The organism is uncultured Eudoraea sp. (genome assembly GCF_947258525.1).
Taxonomy (GTDB): Bacteria; Bacteroidota; Bacteroidia; order Flavobacteriales; family Flavobacteriaceae; genus Eudoraea.
In genome coordinates this window covers 1-20,858 of the sequence record NZ_CAMYIP010000126.1, presented here as the reverse complement: position 1 = coordinate 20,858, position 20,858 = coordinate 1, and the positions used below count along the sequence as shown (strand labels likewise).

At 36.8% G+C, this 20,858-nt stretch carries 20 protein-coding genes, 1 pseudogene and 1 riboswitch; of the genes and pseudogenes, 11 read left to right on the top strand and 10 right to left on the bottom strand.

What is annotated here, in order from left to right:
- The first annotated feature begins 16 nt into the window (after positions 1–16).
- Positions 17–712 (top strand): NAD-dependent deacylase, encoded by a 696-nt coding sequence (locus tag Q0X89_RS09770; protein WP_297693581.1) that lies wholly within the window; start codon positions 17–19, stop codon positions 710–712.
- Here Q0X89_RS09770 and Q0X89_RS09765 read toward each other — a convergent pair.
- Positions 675–1,139, bottom strand: a complete 465-nt coding sequence (locus Q0X89_RS09765; protein WP_297693579.1) for a heme-binding domain-containing protein — start codon at positions 1,137–1,139, stop codon at positions 675–677. The two genes, Q0X89_RS09770 and Q0X89_RS09765, sit on opposite strands and share 38 nt — an antisense overlap.
- A gap of 64 nt (positions 1,140–1,203) precedes the next feature.
- Between Q0X89_RS09765 and Q0X89_RS09760 the strand changes: the two genes are divergently transcribed.
- A complete protein-coding gene (locus Q0X89_RS09760; protein ID WP_297693577.1) occupies positions 1,204–1,752 on the top strand; it encodes an adenylosuccinate lyase in 549 nt (182 codons plus the stop codon).
- A 136-nt stretch (positions 1,753–1,888) separates the two neighbouring features.
- The gene (gene purB / locus Q0X89_RS09755; protein WP_297693575.1) at positions 1,889–3,232 is read left to right on the top strand and encodes an adenylosuccinate lyase; all 1,344 of its coding nucleotides are present in this window, start codon (positions 1,889–1,891) and stop codon (positions 3,230–3,232) included.
- A gap of 67 nt (positions 3,233–3,299) precedes the next feature.
- On the opposite strand, the gene Q0X89_RS09750 is transcribed toward purB, so the two are convergent.
- From Q0X89_RS09750 to Q0X89_RS09730, 5 genes are all read right to left on the bottom strand, one after another.
- A complete protein-coding gene (locus Q0X89_RS09750; RefSeq protein WP_297693573.1) occupies positions 3,300–4,112 on the bottom strand; it encodes a mechanosensitive ion channel domain-containing protein in 813 nt (270 codons plus the stop codon).
- Between the two features lie 154 nt (positions 4,113–4,266).
- On the bottom strand, positions 4,267–4,806 hold the full coding sequence (locus Q0X89_RS09745) for a DUF4252 domain-containing protein (protein WP_297693570.1): 540 nt from the start codon (positions 4,804–4,806) through the stop codon (positions 4,267–4,269).
- 104 nt (positions 4,807–4,910) lie between these two features.
- Complete coding sequence (locus Q0X89_RS09740; RefSeq protein ID WP_297693568.1) at positions 4,911–5,462, bottom strand: DUF4252 domain-containing protein; 552 nt, start codon at positions 5,460–5,462, stop codon at positions 4,911–4,913.
- A 10-nt stretch (positions 5,463–5,472) separates the two neighbouring features.
- The gene (locus Q0X89_RS09735) at positions 5,473–5,892 is read right to left on the bottom strand and encodes a hypothetical protein (protein ID WP_297693566.1); all 420 of its coding nucleotides are present in this window, start codon (positions 5,890–5,892) and stop codon (positions 5,473–5,475) included.
- Positions 5,879–6,388, bottom strand: coding sequence for a sigma-70 family RNA polymerase sigma factor (locus Q0X89_RS09730; RefSeq protein ID WP_297693603.1), 510 nt, complete (start codon positions 6,386–6,388; stop codon positions 5,879–5,881). The genes Q0X89_RS09735 and Q0X89_RS09730 overlap by 14 nt, the downstream gene beginning before the upstream one ends.
- A gap of 241 nt (positions 6,389–6,629) precedes the next feature.
- Between Q0X89_RS09730 and Q0X89_RS09725 the strand changes: the two genes are divergently transcribed.
- Positions 6,630–8,105, top strand: a complete 1,476-nt coding sequence (locus Q0X89_RS09725) for a S41 family peptidase (RefSeq protein WP_297693564.1) — start codon at positions 6,630–6,632, stop codon at positions 8,103–8,105.
- Between the two features lie 7 nt (positions 8,106–8,112).
- Here Q0X89_RS09725 and Q0X89_RS09720 read toward each other — a convergent pair whose 3' ends face one another.
- Positions 8,113–9,900 carry a TonB-dependent siderophore receptor gene (locus Q0X89_RS09720; RefSeq protein WP_297693562.1) on the bottom strand — a complete coding sequence of 596 codons (1,788 nt, stop codon included), beginning with the start codon at positions 9,898–9,900 and terminating at the stop codon, positions 8,113–8,115.
- 151 nt (positions 9,901–10,051) lie between these two features.
- Positions 10,052–10,277, bottom strand: a riboswitch (cobalamin riboswitch).
- A gap of 201 nt (positions 10,278–10,478) precedes the next feature.
- On the opposite strand from Q0X89_RS09720, the gene Q0X89_RS09715 reads away from it, so the two are divergent.
- The 5 genes from Q0X89_RS09715 (at position 10,479) to Q0X89_RS09695 (ending at position 15,255) form a co-directional block, all read left to right on the top strand.
- A complete protein-coding gene (locus tag Q0X89_RS09715) occupies positions 10,479–11,642 on the top strand; it encodes an ABC transporter substrate-binding protein (RefSeq protein ID WP_297693560.1) in 1,164 nt (387 codons plus the stop codon).
- Positions 11,639–12,670, top strand: coding sequence for an iron ABC transporter permease (locus tag Q0X89_RS09710; protein ID WP_297693557.1), 1,032 nt, complete (start codon positions 11,639–11,641; stop codon positions 12,668–12,670). The genes Q0X89_RS09715 and Q0X89_RS09710 overlap by 4 nt, the downstream gene beginning before the upstream one ends.
- Before the next feature lie 62 nt (positions 12,671–12,732).
- The gene (locus tag Q0X89_RS09705) at positions 12,733–13,485 is read left to right on the top strand and encodes an ABC transporter ATP-binding protein (RefSeq protein WP_297693556.1); all 753 of its coding nucleotides are present in this window, start codon (positions 12,733–12,735) and stop codon (positions 13,483–13,485) included.
- Between the two features lie 61 nt (positions 13,486–13,546).
- Complete coding sequence (gene rmuC, locus Q0X89_RS09700) at positions 13,547–14,884, top strand: DNA recombination protein RmuC (protein ID WP_297693554.1); 1,338 nt, start codon at positions 13,547–13,549, stop codon at positions 14,882–14,884.
- A gap of 5 nt (positions 14,885–14,889) precedes the next feature.
- On the top strand, positions 14,890–15,255 hold the full coding sequence (locus tag Q0X89_RS09695; RefSeq protein WP_297693552.1) for a 6-phosphogluconate dehydrogenase: 366 nt from the start codon (positions 14,890–14,892) through the stop codon (positions 15,253–15,255).
- Positions 15,256–15,305: 50 nt separating this feature from the next.
- Here Q0X89_RS09695 and pgl read toward each other — a convergent pair whose 3' ends face one another.
- A complete protein-coding gene (gene pgl, locus Q0X89_RS09690; protein ID WP_297693550.1) occupies positions 15,306–16,019 on the bottom strand; it encodes a 6-phosphogluconolactonase in 714 nt (237 codons plus the stop codon).
- Positions 16,020–16,028: 9 nt separating this feature from the next.
- Positions 16,029–17,561: a glucose-6-phosphate dehydrogenase gene (gene zwf / locus Q0X89_RS09685; RefSeq protein WP_297693548.1), complete on the bottom strand. Its 1,533-nt coding sequence runs from the start codon at positions 17,559–17,561 to the stop codon at positions 16,029–16,031.
- A 181-nt stretch (positions 17,562–17,742) separates the two neighbouring features.
- Between zwf and gndA the strand changes: the two genes are divergently transcribed.
- Positions 17,743–19,152: an NADP-dependent phosphogluconate dehydrogenase gene (gene gndA, locus Q0X89_RS09680; RefSeq protein ID WP_297693546.1), complete on the top strand. Its 1,410-nt coding sequence runs from the start codon at positions 17,743–17,745 to the stop codon at positions 19,150–19,152.
- 103 nt (positions 19,153–19,255) lie between these two features.
- Positions 19,256–20,242, top strand: a complete 987-nt coding sequence (locus tag Q0X89_RS09675) for a phosphotriesterase (RefSeq protein WP_297693544.1) — start codon at positions 19,256–19,258, stop codon at positions 20,240–20,242.
- A 41-nt stretch (positions 20,243–20,283) separates the two neighbouring features.
- Here Q0X89_RS09675 and Q0X89_RS09670 read toward each other — a convergent pair.
- Positions 20,284–20,858: pseudogene (locus tag Q0X89_RS09670) on the bottom strand (carbamoyl-phosphate synthase large subunit); the annotation flags it as partial.

Genomic DNA, 20,858 nt, shown 5'->3' with positions numbered 1-20,858 from the left:
TAATAGACTTAAAATCATGCAAAAAAGAATTGTTGTACTTACTGGAGCCGGAATGAGTGCAGATAGCGGAATTAAGACTTTCCGCGATGCTGGCGGCCTTTGGGAGGGTCATGATGTAATGGAAGTTGCCTCTCCATATGGTTTTGCGAGAAACCCTTCCTTAGTTTTGGATTTTTACAATCAAAGGAGAAAGCAATTGTTAGAAGTAGCTCCTAATCCCGGGCATAAAATGCTTGTTGAACTAGAGCAGCACTTCAAAGTCACTATTATAACACAGAATATAGATGATTTGCATGAACGGGCCGGAAGTTCTCATGTTCTCCATCTTCATGGCGAATTGTTGAAAGTTCGAAGCACTGGTGATGAAAGATTGATATTGGATTGGAAGAAAGATCTGAAGCTAGGTGAAACTTGCTCAAAAGGATTTCAACTGCGCCCTCATATTGTTTGGTTTGGAGAAGAAGTCCCATTGTTACCAGAGGCCGCACAAATTACTTCAACAGCAGATATTCTAATTATTATTGGGACATCTATGCAGGTATATCCTGCGGCGGGACTGCTGAATTATGCAAGGCCTGAAATACCCATTTATTTTATAGACCCTAAACCAAGCATAAATACTTCAGATTTTGAAAATCTTACAATTATTAATTCTACCGCAGCGAAAGGAGTTCCTATCTTGGTAACGGACCTAGTTCGTAAAGAACTTTAGTACTCCTTGCCCATTCCATTATAGCTTCCCTTTGTTCCCCGGTAAGTCCGGCGTCCGGATGAAACCAAATATATTGTTTGAGTGGCATTTCTCTCGCTTCAATTACCTCGATTATTTCTTCTAAATTGTGTTTCTTTTGCATTTTGTCATAACTATCCCAATCAGATAAATTCAGATCTACCTGGGCATCTTTGATATGATTTGATAACCACCATGAAACGGGTGCAATATTGTTATACCAGGGATATTCGGTGTTGTTACTATGACAGTCATAACAGCTGTTTATGAAAATGATTTTTACATTTTCAGGTGGATTAGTTTCATTTATGAAAGATGCTAAATGATTACCCTGGTTAATGTTTTTTTCCGGTCTGAAAAATTGGATGGCAATAAAAAGAAGTAATAGCAATTTTGCTATTTTTTTCATTACTTTCATTTGGGGGTACTTTTGAAGGACTAAAATACAACATTTTGTGACTAAATCTGATTTATTGAAATCATTAAATTATGTAGACGGCACCCGGGCTAAACGCATTGAAGTTACCCAGGTTATACTTAATAATCCTCATTTAGTTACACCTTTAATGGCCATAGCGTTTGAGGATGACCGGGTTTATTCCTCAAAAGCCTGCTGGATTTTGGAATTTATCGCTAAAAAAGACATTCATCTAATTCTATTATATATTGATGACTTTACCTTAGGAATATCTAAAGTACATTTAAATTCATCCGTAAGACCAATGGCAAAAATTTGTGAAATTCTCATGACGGCTTTTTTCTCCAAATCAAAAAATGAGGTCCAGACTACATTGAAAGAACGTCACCTGGATAGAATAACCACATCCTGTTTTGATTGGTTGATAGGTGAACATAAAGTAGCGGCTAAGGCCTACTCTATGACGTGCCTCTATTTGATGAGTAAAAAAATTGATTGGATTCAGCCAGAATTACAAATGTTATTGGAGCAAAATTACCATTCAGGTAGCGCTGCATATAAAGCCAGAGCCAGACAAATTCTTACATTAATCACTAAGAAATAGTAGAATTAATAAAAAATTACCTAAACAATCGAATTAGCTTAATTTAAAAATCCCAACTATCATACTAATATACTTTTAATCTCTCAAGCATATAAGTATCTTTACATTTTTCAAAAAATAATCAATCTTAAATCATATGTCGTTAAATCAATTAAACGCCATTTCACCGATTGACGGCAGATACAGGTCCAAAGTCCAATCACTTGCAAACTTTTTTTCAGAAGAAGCCCTTATAAAATATAGGGTTATGGTAGAAATTGAATACTTCATAGCGCTCTGCGAATTGGAATTGCCTCAACTCCCGGCATTATCTCAGGAAAAAGTCAATTCCCTCAGAAATATTTTTAATAACTTTAGCTTAGACGATGCTTTGGCCATTAAAGAAATAGAGCAAACTACCAATCATGATGTAAAAGCGGTGGAGTATTTTATTAAGGATAAGTTCAATGCATTGGCGCTGGAAGAATATAAGGAATTTATCCATTTTGGTCTTACTTCTCAGGACATTAACAATACTGCTATACCTTATTCAATAAAAGAAGCTATGAATGAGGCCTATGTGCCTTTATTTATGGAGTTAACAGCTTTGCTAAGGACTTTGGTTAAAAGTTGGGAAAATATCCCAATGCTTGCAAGAACTCATGGCCAACCGGCATCTCCTACACGTTTGGGTAAAGAAATTAATGTCTTTGTGGTAAGACTCGAGGAACAGTTTAACCTCTTAAATGACATTCCAAGTGCAGCTAAATTTGGTGGGGCAACCGGGAATTACAATGCTCATAAAGTAGCTTACCCGGAGGTAGATTGGAGAAATTTTGGTCAAAATTTTATTCAGGACAAATTGGGGTTATCTCATTCTTTCCCAACTACTCAAATAGAGCACTATGACCATATGGCTGCATTATTTGATGCACTTAAACGTATCAATACCATTGTAATTGACTTAAACAGGGATATGTGGACTTACATTTCCATGGATTATTTCAAGCAAAAGATTAAAGAAGGAGAAGTAGGTTCTTCAGCAATGCCACACAAAGTAAATCCTATAGATTTTGAAAATTCCGAAGGTAATTTAGGTATTGCCAATGCAATTTTTGAACATTTATCTTCGAAGTTACCAATATCTCGTTTACAGCGCGATTTAACCGACAGCACTGTGTTGCGAAACGTGGGTGTCCCTTTTGCACATACCTTAATAGCTTTTAAGGCTACACTAAAAGGACTTAGTAAATTATTGCTGAATAAGACAAAAATTGAAAAAGATCTGGAGGATAACTGGGCGGTTGTGGCTGAAGCTTTGCAAACCATCCTCAGGAGAGAGGGATATCCAAATCCGTATGAAGCATTAAAAGGGCTCACACGGACCAATAACCGTATTACGAAGGAATCAATAGCAGAATTTATTGATCAATTAGAGATAAGCCAAGAGCTGAAAACTGAATTAAAAAATATCAGCCCCGGTAATTATACCGGAATTTAAGAAAGGATTCTTTTCTATTTCTAAGACAGTGTTTTTTATACTATTATATCTTCAATAATAGTTTTTACTATCCTTTTTTCAGTATTTGTAAATGAGGGAAAGGTATTTCAATACCGGCTTTATCTAAAGCAATTTTACAGTCTTCAACGGTACTAAAATAAACATCCCAGTAATGCTCTGGTTTAGCGTAAGGCCGTATAGCAAAATTTATGGAACTATCTGCTAATTCAGCCACATTAACTGAAGGTGCGGGTTCCTGCAATACTTTTTCATTAGCAGTAAGAACGCTCATTAAAACCTCCTTAGTCTTTTTTATATCTTCGCCGTAGTCCACTCCAATTTCAACATCTACTCTTATTTTACCCTCAGCCGTGTAATTAACTATATTACCATTGGCCATAGCTCCGTTTGGAACAATTGCCAATTTGTTTTGAGGTGTAATAAGTTTGGTTGTGAAAATCTCAATTTCTTTAACTACTCCCAGAACTCCTTGTGCCTCAATTAAATCACCTATTTTGTAGGGTCTGAAAATCATGATCAAAACGCCCCCGGCGAAGTTAGATAAAGATCCTTGCAATGCGAGTCCCACCGCCAGACCTGCAGCCGCAATTACTGCAGCAAATGTTGTTACATCTACTCCTAATGTAGAGATCACAATTATAATCAATAAGATCTTCAATGCCCATGAAGAAAGATTTAAAAGAAATCTTTGAAGCGATTCCTCGTATTTACTTTTGGACATTGCATTTCTGGAAACCCCAATTATTTTATTTATTACCCAAGATCCAATGATGAAAATCAGTATGGCGCCAATAAGTTTGGGACCGTATGTTATAATAAAGTCAATTCCTTTGTCAATCCAGATTTCTGCGTTTTCCATTATTAATAGATTTTATAGTTTTTAAGAGCGGTAAGATATAAAATAGGCCAGAGAAATTTTAATCTGATAACCCATTTTTTTTAGTTTCAGTTTTACAAAATAAAAGCCCGCGTGGATTAATTCCACGCGGGCCTTGTATATAAAAATAGTTGAGCTATCCCTTTAAAAATTCCCCTATTTCTCCAAGTCCTTCGCCTTTATAATCAGATTTTTGTATGGCATTCATTAATTGTACAATATATGCAGGGTTCATATCCTTTCCTAGGACCCTGATAAGAGCAAAACCTTTGTCATCGCTACTTCCAAAAATAATTACCTCATCTATTGCATCTTCATCACCCACATATTTTATAACTCCCTTTCCGTACTGTGAGTTTAATTTCATAAGTTCAACAAAATCATCATTCTTTAGAATTGCATTTACTTTTGCTTTTTCAACTTCATACTCCGCTCCATTCTCCCCGGTCTTCCTAAAAGCCAATAAATTCAATTTTTTCAATGACTGTAATGCCGTCTGCTGTACTTCAGACAATTCTTCTGCCTGCAGATTGAGAATGCTCGTAGGAACATCGAGTGAAATGAAGTTAGGATTTTCTGAATTGTTGACATAATATTCCTGGAGACTCTGTTTTGATGAACAGGCAGAAAGCGCCAATAAGGCAACTCCCGCGATAACCATTACTATTTTTTTCATTTTATTGATCTTTATGTTTTATCAAAACCGATAGAAGCGGCAATTAAGCGGTTTTGAAAATTTATCTTCACCAATGCTTAATTACCACTTTTTTCGATCTGCTATTACGATTTGTTCTTTTTTTCCGCTTTGTTTAATTCTTGCGGTAAATTCATCTTTTTTGTAAGTGAACCTATTTTAGTAAGATCAATATCTCCGGTCAAAGTAAGAAGAACAGTTTCAATCTTTCTGTCATTAATTTCCACATCTACATTATCGATACCTGTAACAAACATTAACAGTTCGCTTACATGATCTTCGTCTTTGCCATTTTTCACATAGAATTTAACATTTGTGTCTTTATCCTTTACCCTCATTAGTTCTTCTAAGGAAGAAGATTTAAGATACTTGTCTACTGTTGCCTGCATATCAGCAGAAACCGCTTTATCCTCTGTAATGAATACCTTCAGCCCGCTTAGGCTCTTTGCAATATTCATAAAATCCTGAGCTTCCGGATCATCCACATCTACATCCATCTTAACCAAAAGGTTAAACATGTTTTTATTCACTATTACAGAACTTACCTCATCCGAATCCTCAAATTTATCAAAAATAGACTGTGAGAAACCGCTAAGGGGTAAAACTGCCATTGCTACTATTAGAATATACTTTTTCATCATTTAAATTTTAATTGTTGTTGTAAATTTTTTGTTTTGTTTGTTCAAATTCATTTAAATAGGCCACTTTTTCGGTACCACGTTCCAAATTCTGTGCCAACAGGCTTAATGCCTTCTTTGTTTCATTATAGGCATACTCTGCCTCTTTTTGTTCCCGGTAATCATTACCGAAAAATATTCCAAAGACCATAACTGCTACTGCTGCAATAGAAATCCATTTGTAGTATGATACTCTAGGTTTTAATGGAACCTGCTTGGTAAACCGTTCGTCTTTGGCTTTAGAAAAGTAAGTAAACATTGGAGTGTATTGTTCCAGATGCGGTGCAACCGAATCCTTTGAAAAATAATCTCTCAATTGTTCCTCCTCAGCCACCGTGGTAGTTGCCTCGAAGTACTTTTCCAATAATTTTTGAATTTTATCCAATTCCATAACTATGTTTTTGCATTAACTTTTCTCTTACTGTTTTTCTTGCTCTGGAAAGTGCTACTCTTACTGCTGTAGGCTGCATTTCCAGTAAATCTGCAATTTCTTTAAAATCGTATTCTTCAACATCCCGCAATTGCAACACCAATTTTTGCTGTTCAGGCAATTCCTCCATTATTTTCTCCACCCAACTTATACTATCTCTTGCCTCCAGCTGTTTCTGCAATGAGGTACTACCATCTTCGTAATTACTATGAACCAGTTTGAGGTTACTCGATTGTTTCGATTTTAACTTATCAAGACAAAAGTTCTTAGTCATGGTCATCGCAAAGGCCTCAACATTTTTATAATTCGCAATATTGCTATTCTTGGACCACAATTTCATAAGTACCTCCTGAGTGGCATCTTCAGCTTCTTCTGACGAAATGAGTAATCTTTTTGACAATCTGTATAACTTGTCTTTAAAAGGCATTACCACATTTAAAAATTCTGATTGCGTCATTATCGGTTGTTCTGTTGTTGTATAGACCATTCAAGGTGTTTTACATAATCAAGACGAAGTACATCGAATTTTGTTACAAAAAATTTTTTATTTCTGCAGATGTCAGTACTTTGACCCCATAAAACTACTAATTTTTGGTTTTTAAAGGACTGTATGTGAAATAGATGGAAAATAATGTTAAGGAATATTAAATTTGGAATAATTGTTGCTAAAACTAAGTAACTTGCGCAAAAAAAGAATGATGAAGAAGATTTTACTTTTATTTTTAGGTATCTCTGCCCTATTAATTTCTTGTAATAAGGATGATGATATTACCATAAATGGTCCGGGTGGTGCCTCGGTCAATGTTCAGGATTTTATGTGGAAAGCCATGAATATCTGGTATTTTTGGCAGTCAGACGTAGCTGACCTGGCAGATGACCGATTTCCTACCAATGAGGAATACATTGAATTTCTTGCTTCCGAACTAGATCCCGCTGATTTTTTCGACAATAAACTGCGTTTTTCAGAAGATCGGTTTAGCTTTTATAGTGACGATTACAAAACACTGACAGAAAATCTTTCAGGAATTTCACGAAGCAATGGTCTGGAGTTTGGCTTATTTTTATACGGGGAAAACGATACGGATATCTTTGGATATGTTCGTTACATTGTTCCAAATTCTGATGCTTCAACCAAAGACATCTCGCGGGGAGAATTATTTACAGGTGTGGATGGACAAAGTTTGAATGAAAGTAATTACCGCGACCTTTTATTCGGTGAAAATGCTACCTACACCTTAAATATGGCTGATATTGCCGATGGTGTGATTACACCTAACGATAAAAGTGTGGAATTGACCAAACAGGATGGATTAGTTGAAAATCCTGTTTTTATAGTAAAATCCTTCGATATCAATAATCAAAAAATAGGGTACTTAATGTATAATGGTTTCACAAATGAGTTTGATGAAACTTTGAACGATGCATTCGGTCAATTATTAGCCGATGGCGTAACTGATCTGGTACTGGACTTTCGTTATAATCCCGGTGGATCTGTAAATTCATCACGCTTACTATCCAGTATGGTTTTCAGTACAAATACAAATAATTTGTACATAAGGCAGCGCTGGAATGAAAAACTACAGGAAGCTTTTAGTGAAGAACAGCTGGCTGACTATTTTGCGGACAAGACCGGGGCGGGAACCGCAATAAACACATTAAACTTAAACAGGGTCTATATATTAACAACGGGCAGCTCTGCATCTGCGAGTGAATTGGTAATTAATGGATTAGATCCATATATTGAGGTTATTAAAATAGGGACAACGACCAGGGGTAAGAATGAATTTTCACTTACTATGGTAGACGATCCGAACAGAGACGGGGCTCCATTTATATATACCCCTTCCAGAGAAGATAGAATTAACCCGGACAATAATTGGGCAATTCAACCTTTGGTAGGAAGGAATGAAAATTCCGTGGGCTTCTCGGATTATACAGCAGGTTTTGACCCGGATATTGAATTAAGAGAGGATTTGGAAAACCTGGGAGTTTTAGGAGATGAAAATGAACCATTGCTTGCCAGGGCCATTCAAGAAATTACAGGTATTTCTGGGAAAAGGGATTTTACTGTAAAAACACCTGTTAAACTATATACAAGTTCTAAAATGTTTGCCCCAATGAAAGATAATATGGTATTGGACAAACCAATTCATCTTAATCTTGATTTGAAATAACATTAGCTTAAAGTTTTAAATTAAGTCCCAATCGAAGGTTCCGCCCTCTTGTTGTAAATCCTATTACCTCTGTAAAGTTCGTATTAAACACATTCTCTAAGTTTAGAAAGAATTTGAGTTTGTTTGTCATTACTTCATGTGACAGGTAAATACCAAAGGTTGAAAAAGGATCGAGGACCTCATCATCAGAAGTGTTAAAATCTGTATCCAGACGCTTTCCTATAAAAGAATAGGTAAGTGATAAAAAGGATTTGGCTGAAATGTTATAACCCACAGTTGCGTCTACACGATGTTTAGGAATTCTGATGGCATTATCTCCTTTTCTTTCGGTAAAAGTATAATTGGCAGTAATATTCATATGTTCAAGTGGCACCCAGTTTAACTGGGCTTCCAAACCTTGCACATTAATTGTATTTAGGGCGTTAAAATATTGAAAAAGCGCATTGTCAAAGAACACAAAATTTTCTTCTTTCCTATTAAAATACAAAGCACTAACCCTCAATGAACTATTTGCTTTATACTCCAGACCTCCTTCTGCTGTTCGGTTAGTCTCCGGTTCCAAAAGTGGGTTAGCTCCAAACATTCCAAATAACTGGCTTAAGGAAGGTGTGATGTAGGAGGTGGCATAGGTACTCATAAATTTTAAATAGCCGTCGTCTAAAGCAATTGAGTAAGACGGATTTAAATTGTATACGATTTGTGTACCATATTCAGAATGGATGTTAAGCCGCATTCCGGCATTAATATTCAATCCAAATGGTGAAACATAAACCAGGTTTGCATAAGGATCTATCAACGAAAATTCCTGAATTCCATTGACATCAGCTCTGTCAAGATTATAATTTGCTCCTAAAATGGCGTATATGCTTTCATCAAAAGTATATCTGTTAAACAGGTCAATCACATAATTATTTCCTTCAAACATAGAAGGAAAAGCACTCCTATTATCGGACTTATAATTCGTAAATGAACCGTTTAAGTTTAAATCTCCTTTTTTATATTTCCATTTTGAAGATAGCCACAACCTCTTTTGTTCTGTTAGAAAGGTATAGGGAGCGTCAACAAAACCAAAAGATTCGTCGTAAGCACTATTCAAATTCGTTTTATTGGCATAAACAGTTAGACTGATTTTGTTTTTAAATGAATACCCCAGCTTTAGATCAATATTGTATCTCGAAAAAGGGTCTTCTTCGTTAGCTTCGGTTATAATTGATGATAATCCATTTGTATATGCATTTGAAAAACCCAGAGAATATGTAAAATTGCCAAGAGATCCGCTAACCGCGGCCGAATTACTAAACTCTGCAATATTGTAATTCTGATCAGATGAAGATTGGTTTGTCCCAATACTTGATTGAAAATCTCCACTTATTTTTTTATCCGAAGCTTCTTTGGTCTTTATGTTTATTACGGCCGTAGCTGCACTCATACCATATAGGGTACTCGCAGCTCCTTTAATTATTTCAATAGATTCTATACCGGATGTAGCCAGTAATCTAAGATCATATTCCTGGGAAAAAGAAGAAGGATCTGAAGCTCTGATACCATCTATTAGGATTAATACCTGTCTGCCTCTGCCACCTCGGGAAAAAACACCCAAAATCTCACCTTGCCTGCTGCGGCTCCCATTTATTTCAATCCCACTTTTGCTGTTTATAATCTCAGCTACGGTCTTTCCCTGGTTATTTTCCAGTTCTTCTGAGCTGATTTTAATAACCGTTTTCCCGGAATTCTCTCTTTTAATTGGAAATCTTGAATCACTGACAACAACCTCGTCCAATTCCTGCAATTCCATGGAATCGATTTGTATCTGGGAAGAAACCGTTGTAATTAATAAACAAAAAACGCAAAAAATAGCGTGTTTTTTTACCATTATACCTTAATAGTTCTACGGGAAAATTGTACAGATGTCTTTCCTATACGTTAACTTTTATCCCGAAAGTTTAACATTATTTGTTGAATAGGGCAGGTCTCCTGACTTGCGTCTTGCAACCAACCTTCCCGTGAATGTCCAATAAAATGAACGCATACAGTGGTATTGAAGTGATTACAAGCATTCCTGTTAAAAGGAACTAAGCTTACAGTTGCGGGAACAGTTCCGGATTCTAACCGGATTCCCTTTTAATTTCAATTCTAACAAAAGATTTGAAAACCAAATTCTGGACTAAAGTAGCATTATTTCTTTAGTCGGGGTTGTTTTTCCTTCCTAGTTTTAGGATAAGCCAGAGAATTCCTATTACGAAGTGAAGTATAATAATTCCTCCTATGACATAGATGATAATGTTTGAATCTCTTCCCATATGGGAATTTTTAACAAATTTAGATTATAAGCAATTTTGGAAATGTGACTTTTGTTACCTTGCGGAAGAGTTTATGGATTCATACGCAATAAAATATATCGGCTTACTTTATCTGCTTCTGGCCTTTGTTTCATGTAAAAAGAAAAATGAGAATTCTTTACCTGAAACCATAAAAAAGAATTTTGTGACCATCAATTATGCAAAAGGATTCTCCATTGAGAAGCCTGCTTCGGGAATTACAATAATAAAGGTATATTCTCCCTGGCCCGATGCAGATGAAGCCTTTACTTATGCTTTAGTTCCTAAAGAACTTAAAACACAACCACAACTCAACGAAAAGGATTTTGATGCAATTATTAATGTTCCTGTAGAACGCATTATCGCCACCTCAACAACTCATATCCCGGCCTTGGAAAATCTGGGCGTTATAGACAAACTTATTGGTTTTCCTGAAACAAGGTATATTTCTTCAGAAGCTACCAGGAAAAAAATAGATAAAGGAAAAATTACAGATTTGGGCAATAACGAGTCTATTAATACAGAAATGGTCATAAACCTAAATCCCGATTTGGTAATGGGTTTCAGTATAAATAATCAGAACAGGGCCTATGAAACACTTCAGCGTTCAAATATTCCAATTGTTTACAATGGAGACTGGACAGAAGAAACACCCCTGGGCAAGGCGGAGTGGATTAAATTCTTTGCTCCTTTCTTTGGTTTTGAAGAAAAGGCTGAAAATCTGTTTAAGGTTACAGAAGAAAATTATTTAACTGCAAAGGCTCTCGCAAAGAAAGCGACCAACAAACCTACAGTGCTTAGCGGGGCTCTTTATAAAGATGTCTGGTATCTCCCGGGAGGGAAAAGTTGGGCGGCCAGCTTCATCAATGATGCCAATGCAGATTATTTATGGAGTGATACAAATGCAACAGGAAGCCTTTCACTAAGTGTAGAAAGTGTTCTCGCAAAAGCAGTTGATGCATCTTTCTGGATATCTCCTTCGCAATTTATTTCCTATAATGAACTCGATAAGGCAAGCAGGCATTATAACCGGTTCAAAGCCTATAAAGAGAAAAAAATTTACACCTTTGCGAATACGAAGGGAGAAACCGGTGGGATGTTATTTTATGAATTGGGCCCTGCCAGGCCTGATTTGATCTTAAAAGATCTTATTTACATTTTTCATCCCGAATTACTACCGGAACATGAGCTTTTCTTCTTTAAACCTTTACTACAGTGAAAAGATCAAATACATACCTGTTTCCCTTTCTGTTGTTATTTGTGGTTTTACTTTTTTGTTTTGTGCTTAACCTTAGCCTTGGATCTGTAGGCATTCCTTTTAAAGATACTCTGACAAGCATTCTAGGTGGACAGATTGAAAACGAATCATGGCAGTACATTATATGGAATTACAGGATTCCAAAGGCCTTTACTGCTATTTTGGTAGGTAGTGGACTATCCCTTAGTGGTTTGTTAATGCAGACTCTTTTCAGGAATCCGCTGGCCGGGCCCTTTGTTTTGGGAATAAGTTCAGGCGCGAGTTTGGGAGCAGCACTCTTAATCATGGGATCTACACTTTTTTCTCAGTGGTTTATTTTTGAAGTCATCAATGATGTTTCCCTTGCTATTGCTTCGAGTATAGGAAGTTTTTTAGTTCTATTGGCTGTAATTGGCGTAGCGACAAGAGTTAAAGATACCATGGCTTTGCTCATTATTGGATTGATGTTTGGCAGTATTACAGCCGCCCTGGTGAGTGTCCTATCCTATTTTACAGATGCTGATAAATTGCAACAATATATCTTTTGGGCATTTGGCAGTGTGGGGAATTTATCAGGATTTCAACTGGCTCTGTTATCAGTATTTATCCTTATTGGCATTCTCTTGAGTATTATTTCCGTGAAATCACTTAATGCCTTGCTTCTTGGAGAAAATTATGCGCGAAGTCTTGGTGTTCATTTGAAAAAAACCCGTTTCATAATAATTATAGCGACAGGATTACTCGCCGGGGCAGTAACGGCATTTGCCGGCCCCATTGCATTTATTGGACTGGCTGTGCCACACTTAACCCGGCAAATTTTCAATACAACCGATCATAAAATCTTAGTACCTGCCGTACTTGTATACGGGGCAATACTTCTGTTACTTTGTGATTTAATTGCTCAGTTACCTTCTTCATCCTATGTATTGCCATTAAACGCTATAACTTCGGTGGTAGGAGCACCAGTGGTTATATGGTTATTGGTAAGAAAGAAAAAAATGATATTTTAATCAATAAAAACTTCTAAACAATTTCAGCAAAAAACGAACATATTATCATTGAAGCTAAAAAGTTGTCTATTGGATATGCTTCTCGCAAAAAGAAGACTTTTATAGCTAACCATATTAGTTTTGGACTGAAAAAAGGCGAGCTTGGTGCAATTGTTGGCATAAACGGAATTGGCAAATCAACACTGTTGCGAACTTTGGGACGTGTACAGCCTAAATTATCAGGTTCAATCTTGATAAACAATGAACCTATCGAATCCTTAAAGTCAGATGAGTTGGCAACCCTTGTAAGTGTTGTGCTAACAGAACCGATTGCATCAAAAAATCTGACCGTATTACAACTTGTTAGCTTAGGAAGACATCCCTATACCAACTGGATCGGGACTTTATCAGCCGATGATCAATCTAAAATCCTAAAAGCCATCAATATGTTGGAATTAGAGCATTTACAACATAATAAATGTTATGAACTCAGTGATGGGCAACTTCAAAAGGTCATGATAGCCAGGGCATTAGCTCAGGATACCGAAATTATTCTTCTGGATGAGCCCACCACACATCTGGATCTCTACCATAAAGTGCACATATTAAAACTATTACAAAGAATTGCTCACGACACTAAAAAAGTGGTTCTTTACACTACCCACGAAATAGACCTGGCTATCCAGTTATGTGATAAAATATTTGTGATGAATAGGGAGAATAATAATTTTGGCGCTCCCTGTGAACTTATTGAAAGTAAAAGTTTTGAGGATTTATTCCCAAAAGATACCATTACCTTTAACCCCGAATCGGGTTCATTTAAGATTAATAAGTAAGCTTAGTCATCGCTGAATTTAATGTTAATCAATTATCTTTACTTTCCAGAATCAGAATTATATGGAAGCCTATTTGGTTTATAGTATACTTGCCTTAGTTTTTTTGGTAGCCGGTTATTTTTTAGGTAACTACATCCAAAATCTTAAGACAAAATCGAGTCAGAGCACCCTTCTGGAACGTGAACAACAACTCCGTAACAACCTTACAGAAATGGAGAAAAGGTTGGCATTGGGCATTGATGAGACCCGTGAATTGCGTTCTCAAAAGGAGCGTTTAGGGATTCAGATAAGCAGGTATGAAGCCGAAATGGAAAATTTGCAACAAAAAAATACAGAACAGAAGGCAGAGGTAGATAAACTTCAGGAAAAATTTACCAAAGAATTTGAAAATTTGGCCAATAAAATACTGGATGTAAAATCTGAGAAATTTACAAAGCAGAATAAAGAAAACATAGAGAACATCCTCAATCCTTTAAAGGAAAAGATCAAAACATTTGAAGACAAAGTTGAAAAAAGTCAAAAAGAAAATATTAGCATCCACTCTTCTCTCAAAGAGCAATTATTAAATCTGCAAAGTCAAAATCTAAAGATTACACAGGAAGCAGAAAATCTTACAAAGGCTTTAAAGGGAGACAGTAAAATGCAGGGAAATTGGGGAGAATTAGTGTTGGAGAGGGTCCTGGAAAAATCCGGTCTTGAAAAAGAACGCGAATATTCTGTTCAGCAAAGTTTTACCAGGGAGGATGGCAGCAAGGTATTGCCAGATGTAATAATTAATCTCCCAGATGGTAAAAAAATGATCGTTGATGCAAAAGTGTCGCTTACGGCCTATGAACGATACATAAATGCTGAAGAAGAATTGCGGGAAAAATATTTAAAAGAACATATAGGTTCTATAAAGACCCATGTGGATCAGCTATCCTCAAAAAAATATGAAGATCTATATGAAATGGAAAGCCCGGATTTTGTTCTTATGTTTATTCCTATTGAACCCGCTTTTGCAATTGCAATAAACTATGACAATTCCATCTACAATAAGGCCTTTGAACAAAACATTGTCATTGTTACGCCATCCACCTTATTAGCAACACTTCGCACTATTGATAGCATGTGGAACAATGAAAAGCAACAAAGAAATGCCATTGAAATTGCCAGACAGGCGGGAGCTTTATATGATAAATTTGAAGGATTTATAACAGATTTGACTAAGGTGGGCAAAAAAATGGATGAGGCTAAGACAGAATACAAAGGCGCTATGAATAAATTGGTAGAAGGCCGCGGAAATATTATAACCAGCATTGAAAAACTGAAAAAAATGGGTGCTAAAGCCAAAAAATCCCTGCCAGACAAATATCTTGAACGAGCACAGCAAGATGATTTTGATGAAAAACTAAATTAGTACGAATGAAAAAAGCATTGTTTATTGGAGTTACCATTATCATTTTAGCTTTTGCCTCATACTTTGCTTTCGTTTATTATGTGCCCTATAGCGAAGGGGTCCGATCCGGGGAGTTAATAAAAATAAGTCATAAAGGCGTGGTTTTTAAAACATGGGAAGGAGAATTAAGCCAGGGTATCTCCGGTGCACAAATATTTCAGTTTTCCGTTTCCAGCAAAAAGAAAGAGGTTATTGAAAAGCTGAAAGAATATCAGGGAGCCTATGTTAAACTGAATTACGAGGAACGATATTCTACATTCTCCTGGTGGGGCGATACAAAATATTTTATTACAGAGGTAAAACTTGAAAAATCTCCTCATTTTAATAACTAACTCACAGATTCAAAAGAGTTTCTCAAAACAGCTGAATATTAAATTCAGCTTTATTCAATTAATTTTCCCGCCTCTGAATCTAAAAACCAGTTTAACCTGCCAGTTTTGGGCGCAACAAGTGCGGCAGGGTATGAATTGTAGTTTCCTTTCTTCTCAATTATCTCCAATACTTTTTGAGCCTTATTTTGACCAGTTACCAAGAAGGCCACTTCTTTGGCATTATTTATAATATTTCCGGTAAGAGATACTCGTTTCTGACCCGTTTCCGGATGTTCTGCAACTTCACAATACGATTGAGAGTTCCATAAGCTAATCTGATTTGGAAAAATAGAAGCAGTATGTCCATCATCACCAATACCCAGTATTACGAGATCAAATTGTGGTTGCATATTATAAACAGGCAGCTTGGCTTCTAAAAGGTCTGCATATCGTGCCGCTTCTTCCTCCGGTTTGTTCTCACCTTTAATGCGGTGTATATTTCCCAAGGGTAGTTCTACTTTAGAAAATAGATATTCATTGGCCATTTTGTAGTTGCTCTCTGCATCATCAGCAGGGACACAACGTTCATCACCCCAATAGAATTGAACTTTTGACCAATCTATCTTATTTTTAAAATGTTCTGCCAATTCCTTAAAAACTTCTTTTGGAGTGCTTCCACCAGACAAGGCAACATGTAAAATATTATTTTTAGCTACAAGCTTAGCAAGGTATTCTGAAAATGATTTGGCCGTTTGTTTTTTAGATTCCGATATATTGATTTTCATATCCTTGGCTTAATATATTACGCAGAAACCAGGATCATCTGCCAGGTGTTCCCCGGGGTTTCTCCAACTATAAAGACCGTCAAAAAGTTCGTCGGCATTTTGAGGCCCCCAGAGACCGGATGAATAGCCATAGGTTTTCACATCTTTTCCGTTCTTCCAGTATTCCAAAATTGGATCTACAAACTCCCAGGCTGCTTCTACTTCATCTGCCCTTGCATATAAAGTTGGGTCTCCCTGCATAGCATCTAACAAAAGTCGCTCATAGGCATTCATGACGTTTTTCTCGGACAAGCCTGAATAGTAAAATTCTAGATTTGCTCGCTCTACCTTAAAACCCTGCCCGGGAACTTTAACCCCGAATTTTATTAATATTCCTTCATCAGGTTGTATTCTAATAATTAACTTATTGTCTTTGTCAATAATTCCTGATTCACTAAAAATATGATGATGTGGAGATTTAAAATGTATCACTACTTCGGTAACCTTTGTTGGCATTCGCTTGGCCGTACGGACATAAAAAGGTACATCTTTCCATCGCCAGTTGTCGATGTAGAACTTAATAGCTGCATAAGTTTCCGTTGTAGATTCGGGGTCTACCCCTTCTTCTTCCCTGTAACCAGGAACTTGTTCACCCATAAAATCCGAAGCCAAATATTGTCCTCTAATAGTATTTTTAAATAGGGTTCCCTCATCTCTCATAATCCTCAGAGACTTCAGGGCTTTTACTTTCTCATTCCGAATTTCTTCTGCTTTGTCATCAATAGGGGGTTCCATTACTACCAGGGAGATAATTTGCAAAAGGTGATTCTGAAACATATCACGTAGTGCACCAGATTTATCATAGTAGCCACCTCTTTTCTCTACCCCCACAGTCTCTGCATTAGTAATCTCAACATGATGGATATAATTTCTATTCCACAAGGGCTCAAAGATGCTGTTTGCAAATCTGGTTATCAAAAGGTTTTGAACGGTTTCTTTACCCAGGTAGTGATCTATCCTGTAAATTTGAGGCTCACTGTAATATTTTTGTAATCCGGTATTTAATTTTTTGGCGGTTTCGTAGCTATAACCAAATGGTTTTTCCACAATCAGTCTCTTCCAGCCTTGTGACTCATCTGCCAATTCCTGAGCAGCCAGATTCATCGCAATAGTTTCATAAATATTCGGTGGAGTCGATAAATAAAACATGTAATTATTCTCCGTACCATGCTCTTCGTTTAGCATGGTGATCCGCTCCTTTAATCCGATGTATTCTGAACTGTAATCATTTCCAATTTCAGTATAAAAGATCCTATTGGCAAAAGCTTTTACATAGGCTTCATCATGACTATTAAGCTTCTCCTTTAGATATTTGCTATTGGCAACCACCTTATCTCTAAACTCCTGATCGCTTAAAGCACTTCTGCTAGTACCTAAAACGACAAAGTTCTTAGGTAAATAATTGCCTTTATAAAGGTCGAACAAGGCGGGGATTAGCTTTCTTGAAGTTAGATCACCTGAAGCGCCGAAAATTATCAGCATTTGATTTTCAACTATAGTCATAGTCAGATTAGTCAATTTTTTAATAAATTATACCCTAGGAGAAAATTTCAATTTATCTTATATAAGAATTTTAAATTATATTTAATTCTCGCCTTTGGCTAAGATAAAATTTATTTACTTCATTAATTGAAGAAATTTGTGCTGTCAACCTTAAGTCGAAACAAACTATAAATTCATTCTTATGCAAAATAATGCCTACGATTTCGGACTGGTTGGCCTTGGTGTAATGGGTCGCAATTTTATCTTAAATGTTGCAGACCACAATTATAAAGCCTTTGGATATGATCTTGATCCTGAAAAAGTAAGTGCTCTGATAAATGAGGGCGGAGATGTGGCAAGAGTAAATGCATCTGGAGATATTAGCACTTTTGTAAATGCCCTGACCTTACCCCGTAAAATTATGTTGCTGGTACCGGCTGGGAAGATCGTAGACAATGTAATTGAAAGCTTGTTGCCCTATTTATCTGCTGATGATATTATAATTGACGGGGGCAATTCATTTTTCACCGATACGGACCGCAGAGAAGCCTATTTACAATCCAAAGGGATTAACTTTTTTGGTGCCGGTGTTTCGGGTGGCGCGGAAGGTGCTAGAAATGGCCCCAGCATTATGCCAGGAGGTTCCAGCAAGGCTTATAAAGAAGTACAACCGATTTTTGAAGCAGTAGCTGCCAAATTTAATGATGAGCCCTGTGTGGCTTATATGGGGCCAAAATCTGCCGGCAACTATGTTAAAATGGTGCACAATGGCATAGAGTATGGTTTGATGCAATTAACCGCAGAATTCTATGATCTGTTACAAAAGGGGGGGCAACTGAACAATGCGGAATTGCATAAGGTATATTCCGAATGGAATAAAGGACGGTTACAATCCTTTTTGGTGGAAATAAGTGCACAAATATTTGAGAAAGAAGATCCTTTTGGACAAGGCATGTTGGTAGATAAAATTTTGGACAAGGCCAAGCAAAAAGGTACAGGTAAATGGACTTCGCAAAATGCCATGGATATTGGAATTCCGATCCCAACTATAGATATTGCAGTTAGCATGCGTGAGATTTCCGCTCTTAAAACGGAAAGGATGCTGGCAGCAAAAAAGTATGACCAGGGTTCAATTGACTTACCAGAAAAGCAAAAACTTATTACAAATGCTGAAAAAGCCCTGTACTTTGCCTTTATTATAACGTATGCGCAAGGAATGCATCAATTAAAGGCAGCTTCTGATGAATATGGATATGAGCTCAGCTTAGCAGAAATAGCAAAAATATGGAGAGCCGGCTGTATTATAAGGGCAGCACTTTTAGAAGATATTGCCAATGCTTTTGAGGAGGACAAGGAATTAACCAATCTACTTTTATCACCTGCTTTTGAAGAAAAGATAAGGGATACTGTGGCTGCCGCCAGGGAGTTAGTGGCGTTTGCAGCAAATAACGGGATTCCCATGCCGGGGCTATTTAATTCCCTTAGTTATTTTGATGCATATACTTCGGCCAGATTACCTTTAAATCTTATTCAGGCTCAGCGAGATTATTTCGGTTCACACACCTATGAAAGAATAGACAAAGAGGGAATCTTCCATACTGACTGGAGCTGATTTTGCAAAAGCATATTTGTGTTCATGAAAACCAGAGATCAAATTTAGACATGAAATGAAAGCTCAACGAACAAAATCCCTTTGTCTTTGTCTATTCCTACTAATGGTCACAGCCGCAGTAGCGCAAACCAAACCTTTATTCATTCAGGATATTAACGGCTTGAATGCAGTGAAACAAGGCGATATCTGGTTATCACATGAGCACATATTGGTTGATTTTATTGGTGCAGACAGTATTAATCCTGACTCCTGGAAAAAGTCCGAAGTTGTAGAGCAGGTACTTCCTTTTCTATTAGAACTTCAGGATTTTGATGTGAAATACTTTGTAGATGCTACCCCTCAATTCCTTGGCCGCGATGTACTCCTATTAAGGGAACTTGCCGACAAAACAGGTTTAAAAATAATTACGAATACCGGGCTTTATGGAGCTCGGAATAATAAGTTTATACCGGCCTATGCCTGGAAAAATACAGCCGAAGAGTTGGCAGAGCAATGGGTAGAGGAATTCAAAAATGGAATTGACGGCACCACCATAAAACCCGGTTTTATTAAAATAAGCGTAGACAATACGGATTCCCTAAGTCCCATGCATAGAAAGCTGGTAAAAGCCGCAGCCCTATGTCACCTAAAAAGTGGTCTAACAATTGCCTCACATACGGGAAAGTCTCTTGCACTTTGGCCACAATTGGAGATTCTTTCAGAACAAGGTGTATCATCTACCGCATTTATTTGGGTACATGCCCAAGCAGAGGAACAGGAAACAAATTTTGAAAAAGCAGCTAAAGCAGGTTGTTGGATAAGCCTTGATGGTTTAGGTTGGGAAATAGACCAACATGTCGAAAAACTGGTATATGCGAAAAGAAACGGTTTTTTAGATCAAATTCTTATATCACACGATGCCGGTTGGTATGACCCTCAAAAAAATGAACAAAAAATTAAACCCTATACTCCTATCTTCAAAACCTTGCTTCCAATACTCAGGTCAAAAGGATTTTCTGAGGATGATATAAATCTTTTAATCTCAGTTAATCCTTCTAAAGCCTACGGCATTCAAAAAAGGAGGATAAAATCTTCCGGGGAAAAGCCTTAGATGTAGATTTCTTTCCGATTTAAAAATATAACTGTTTCATCCTATTTGCTCAGATACATCTTACGCTTGGAATACAGCTCGTAGAACTCATCATCTTTCAGACTGTCTATAAACAAGATACTTTCACCTGTGCTTTTCATTTCAGGTCCCAGGTTTTTATTCACATTCGGAAATTTATTAAATGAAAAAACAGGTTGCTTGATGGCAAAGCCTTCTAGCTTTGGATCAAATTTAAAATCACTTACCTTCTTTTCTCCTAACATAACCTTCGTAGCATAATTCACATAAGGTTCTCCATAAGCCTTTGCTATGAAAGGAACTGTTCGGGAAGCTCTTGGATTTGCTTCAATGATATAGACCATATCATCCTTAATAGCAAACTGAATGTTGATTAAGCCAACAGTATTCAAGGCAAGGGCAATTTTTTTGGTATGATCCTTAATTTGTTGCATTACAAACTCGCCTAAGTTAAACGGAGGCAGGGTAGCATTAGAATCACCGGAATGAATCCCACAGGGTTCTATATGTTCCATAATTCCAATAATATACACTTCCTTTCCGTCACAAATTGCATCTGCTTCGGCTTCTATAGCACCATCTAAATAATGATCGAGTA

Excerpts from the sequence above, each read along its gene's own strand:
- zwf (WP_297693548.1), bottom strand. The coding sequence starts at position 17,561 with ATGACTATAGTTGAAAATCAAATGCTGATAATTTTCGGCGCTTCAGGT.
- Q0X89_RS09770 (WP_297693581.1), top strand. The coding sequence starts at position 17 with ATGCAAAAAAGAATTGTTGTACTTACTGGAGCCGGAATGAGTGCAGAT.
- pgl (WP_297693550.1), bottom strand. The coding sequence starts at position 16,019 with ATGAAAATCAATATATCGGAATCTAAAAAACAAACGGCCAAATCATTT.
- Q0X89_RS09750 (WP_297693573.1), bottom strand. The coding sequence starts at position 4,112 with ATGGAAAACGCAGAAATCTGGATTGACAAAGGAATTGACTTTATTATA.
- gndA (WP_297693546.1), top strand. The coding sequence starts at position 17,743 with ATGCAAAATAATGCCTACGATTTCGGACTGGTTGGCCTTGGTGTAATG.
- Q0X89_RS09745 (WP_297693570.1), bottom strand. The coding sequence starts at position 4,806 with ATGAAAAAAATAGTAATGGTTATCGCGGGAGTTGCCTTATTGGCGCTT.
- Q0X89_RS09695 (WP_297693552.1), top strand. The coding sequence starts at position 14,890 with ATGAAAAAAGCATTGTTTATTGGAGTTACCATTATCATTTTAGCTTTT.
- Q0X89_RS09715 (WP_297693560.1), top strand. The coding sequence starts at position 10,479 with ATGGATTCATACGCAATAAAATATATCGGCTTACTTTATCTGCTTCTG.
- Q0X89_RS09735 (WP_297693566.1), bottom strand. The coding sequence starts at position 5,892 with ATGGAATTGGATAAAATTCAAAAATTATTGGAAAAGTACTTCGAGGCA.
- Q0X89_RS09765 (WP_297693579.1), bottom strand. The coding sequence starts at position 1,139 with ATGAAAAAAATAGCAAAATTGCTATTACTTCTTTTTATTGCCATCCAA.
- Q0X89_RS09720 (WP_297693562.1), bottom strand. The coding sequence starts at position 9,900 with ATGGAATTGCAGGAATTGGACGAGGTTGTTGTCAGTGATTCAAGATTT.
- purB (WP_297693575.1), top strand. The coding sequence starts at position 1,889 with ATGTCGTTAAATCAATTAAACGCCATTTCACCGATTGACGGCAGATAC.
- rmuC (WP_297693554.1), top strand. The coding sequence starts at position 13,547 with ATGGAAGCCTATTTGGTTTATAGTATACTTGCCTTAGTTTTTTTGGTA.
- Q0X89_RS09675 (WP_297693544.1), top strand. The coding sequence starts at position 19,256 with ATGGTCACAGCCGCAGTAGCGCAAACCAAACCTTTATTCATTCAGGAT.
- Q0X89_RS09730 (WP_297693603.1), bottom strand. The coding sequence starts at position 6,388 with ATGACGCAATCAGAATTTTTAAATGTGGTAATGCCTTTTAAAGACAAG.
- Q0X89_RS09725 (WP_297693564.1), top strand. The coding sequence starts at position 6,630 with ATGAAGAAGATTTTACTTTTATTTTTAGGTATCTCTGCCCTATTAATT.
- Q0X89_RS09740 (WP_297693568.1), bottom strand. The coding sequence starts at position 5,462 with ATGAAAAAGTATATTCTAATAGTAGCAATGGCAGTTTTACCCCTTAGC.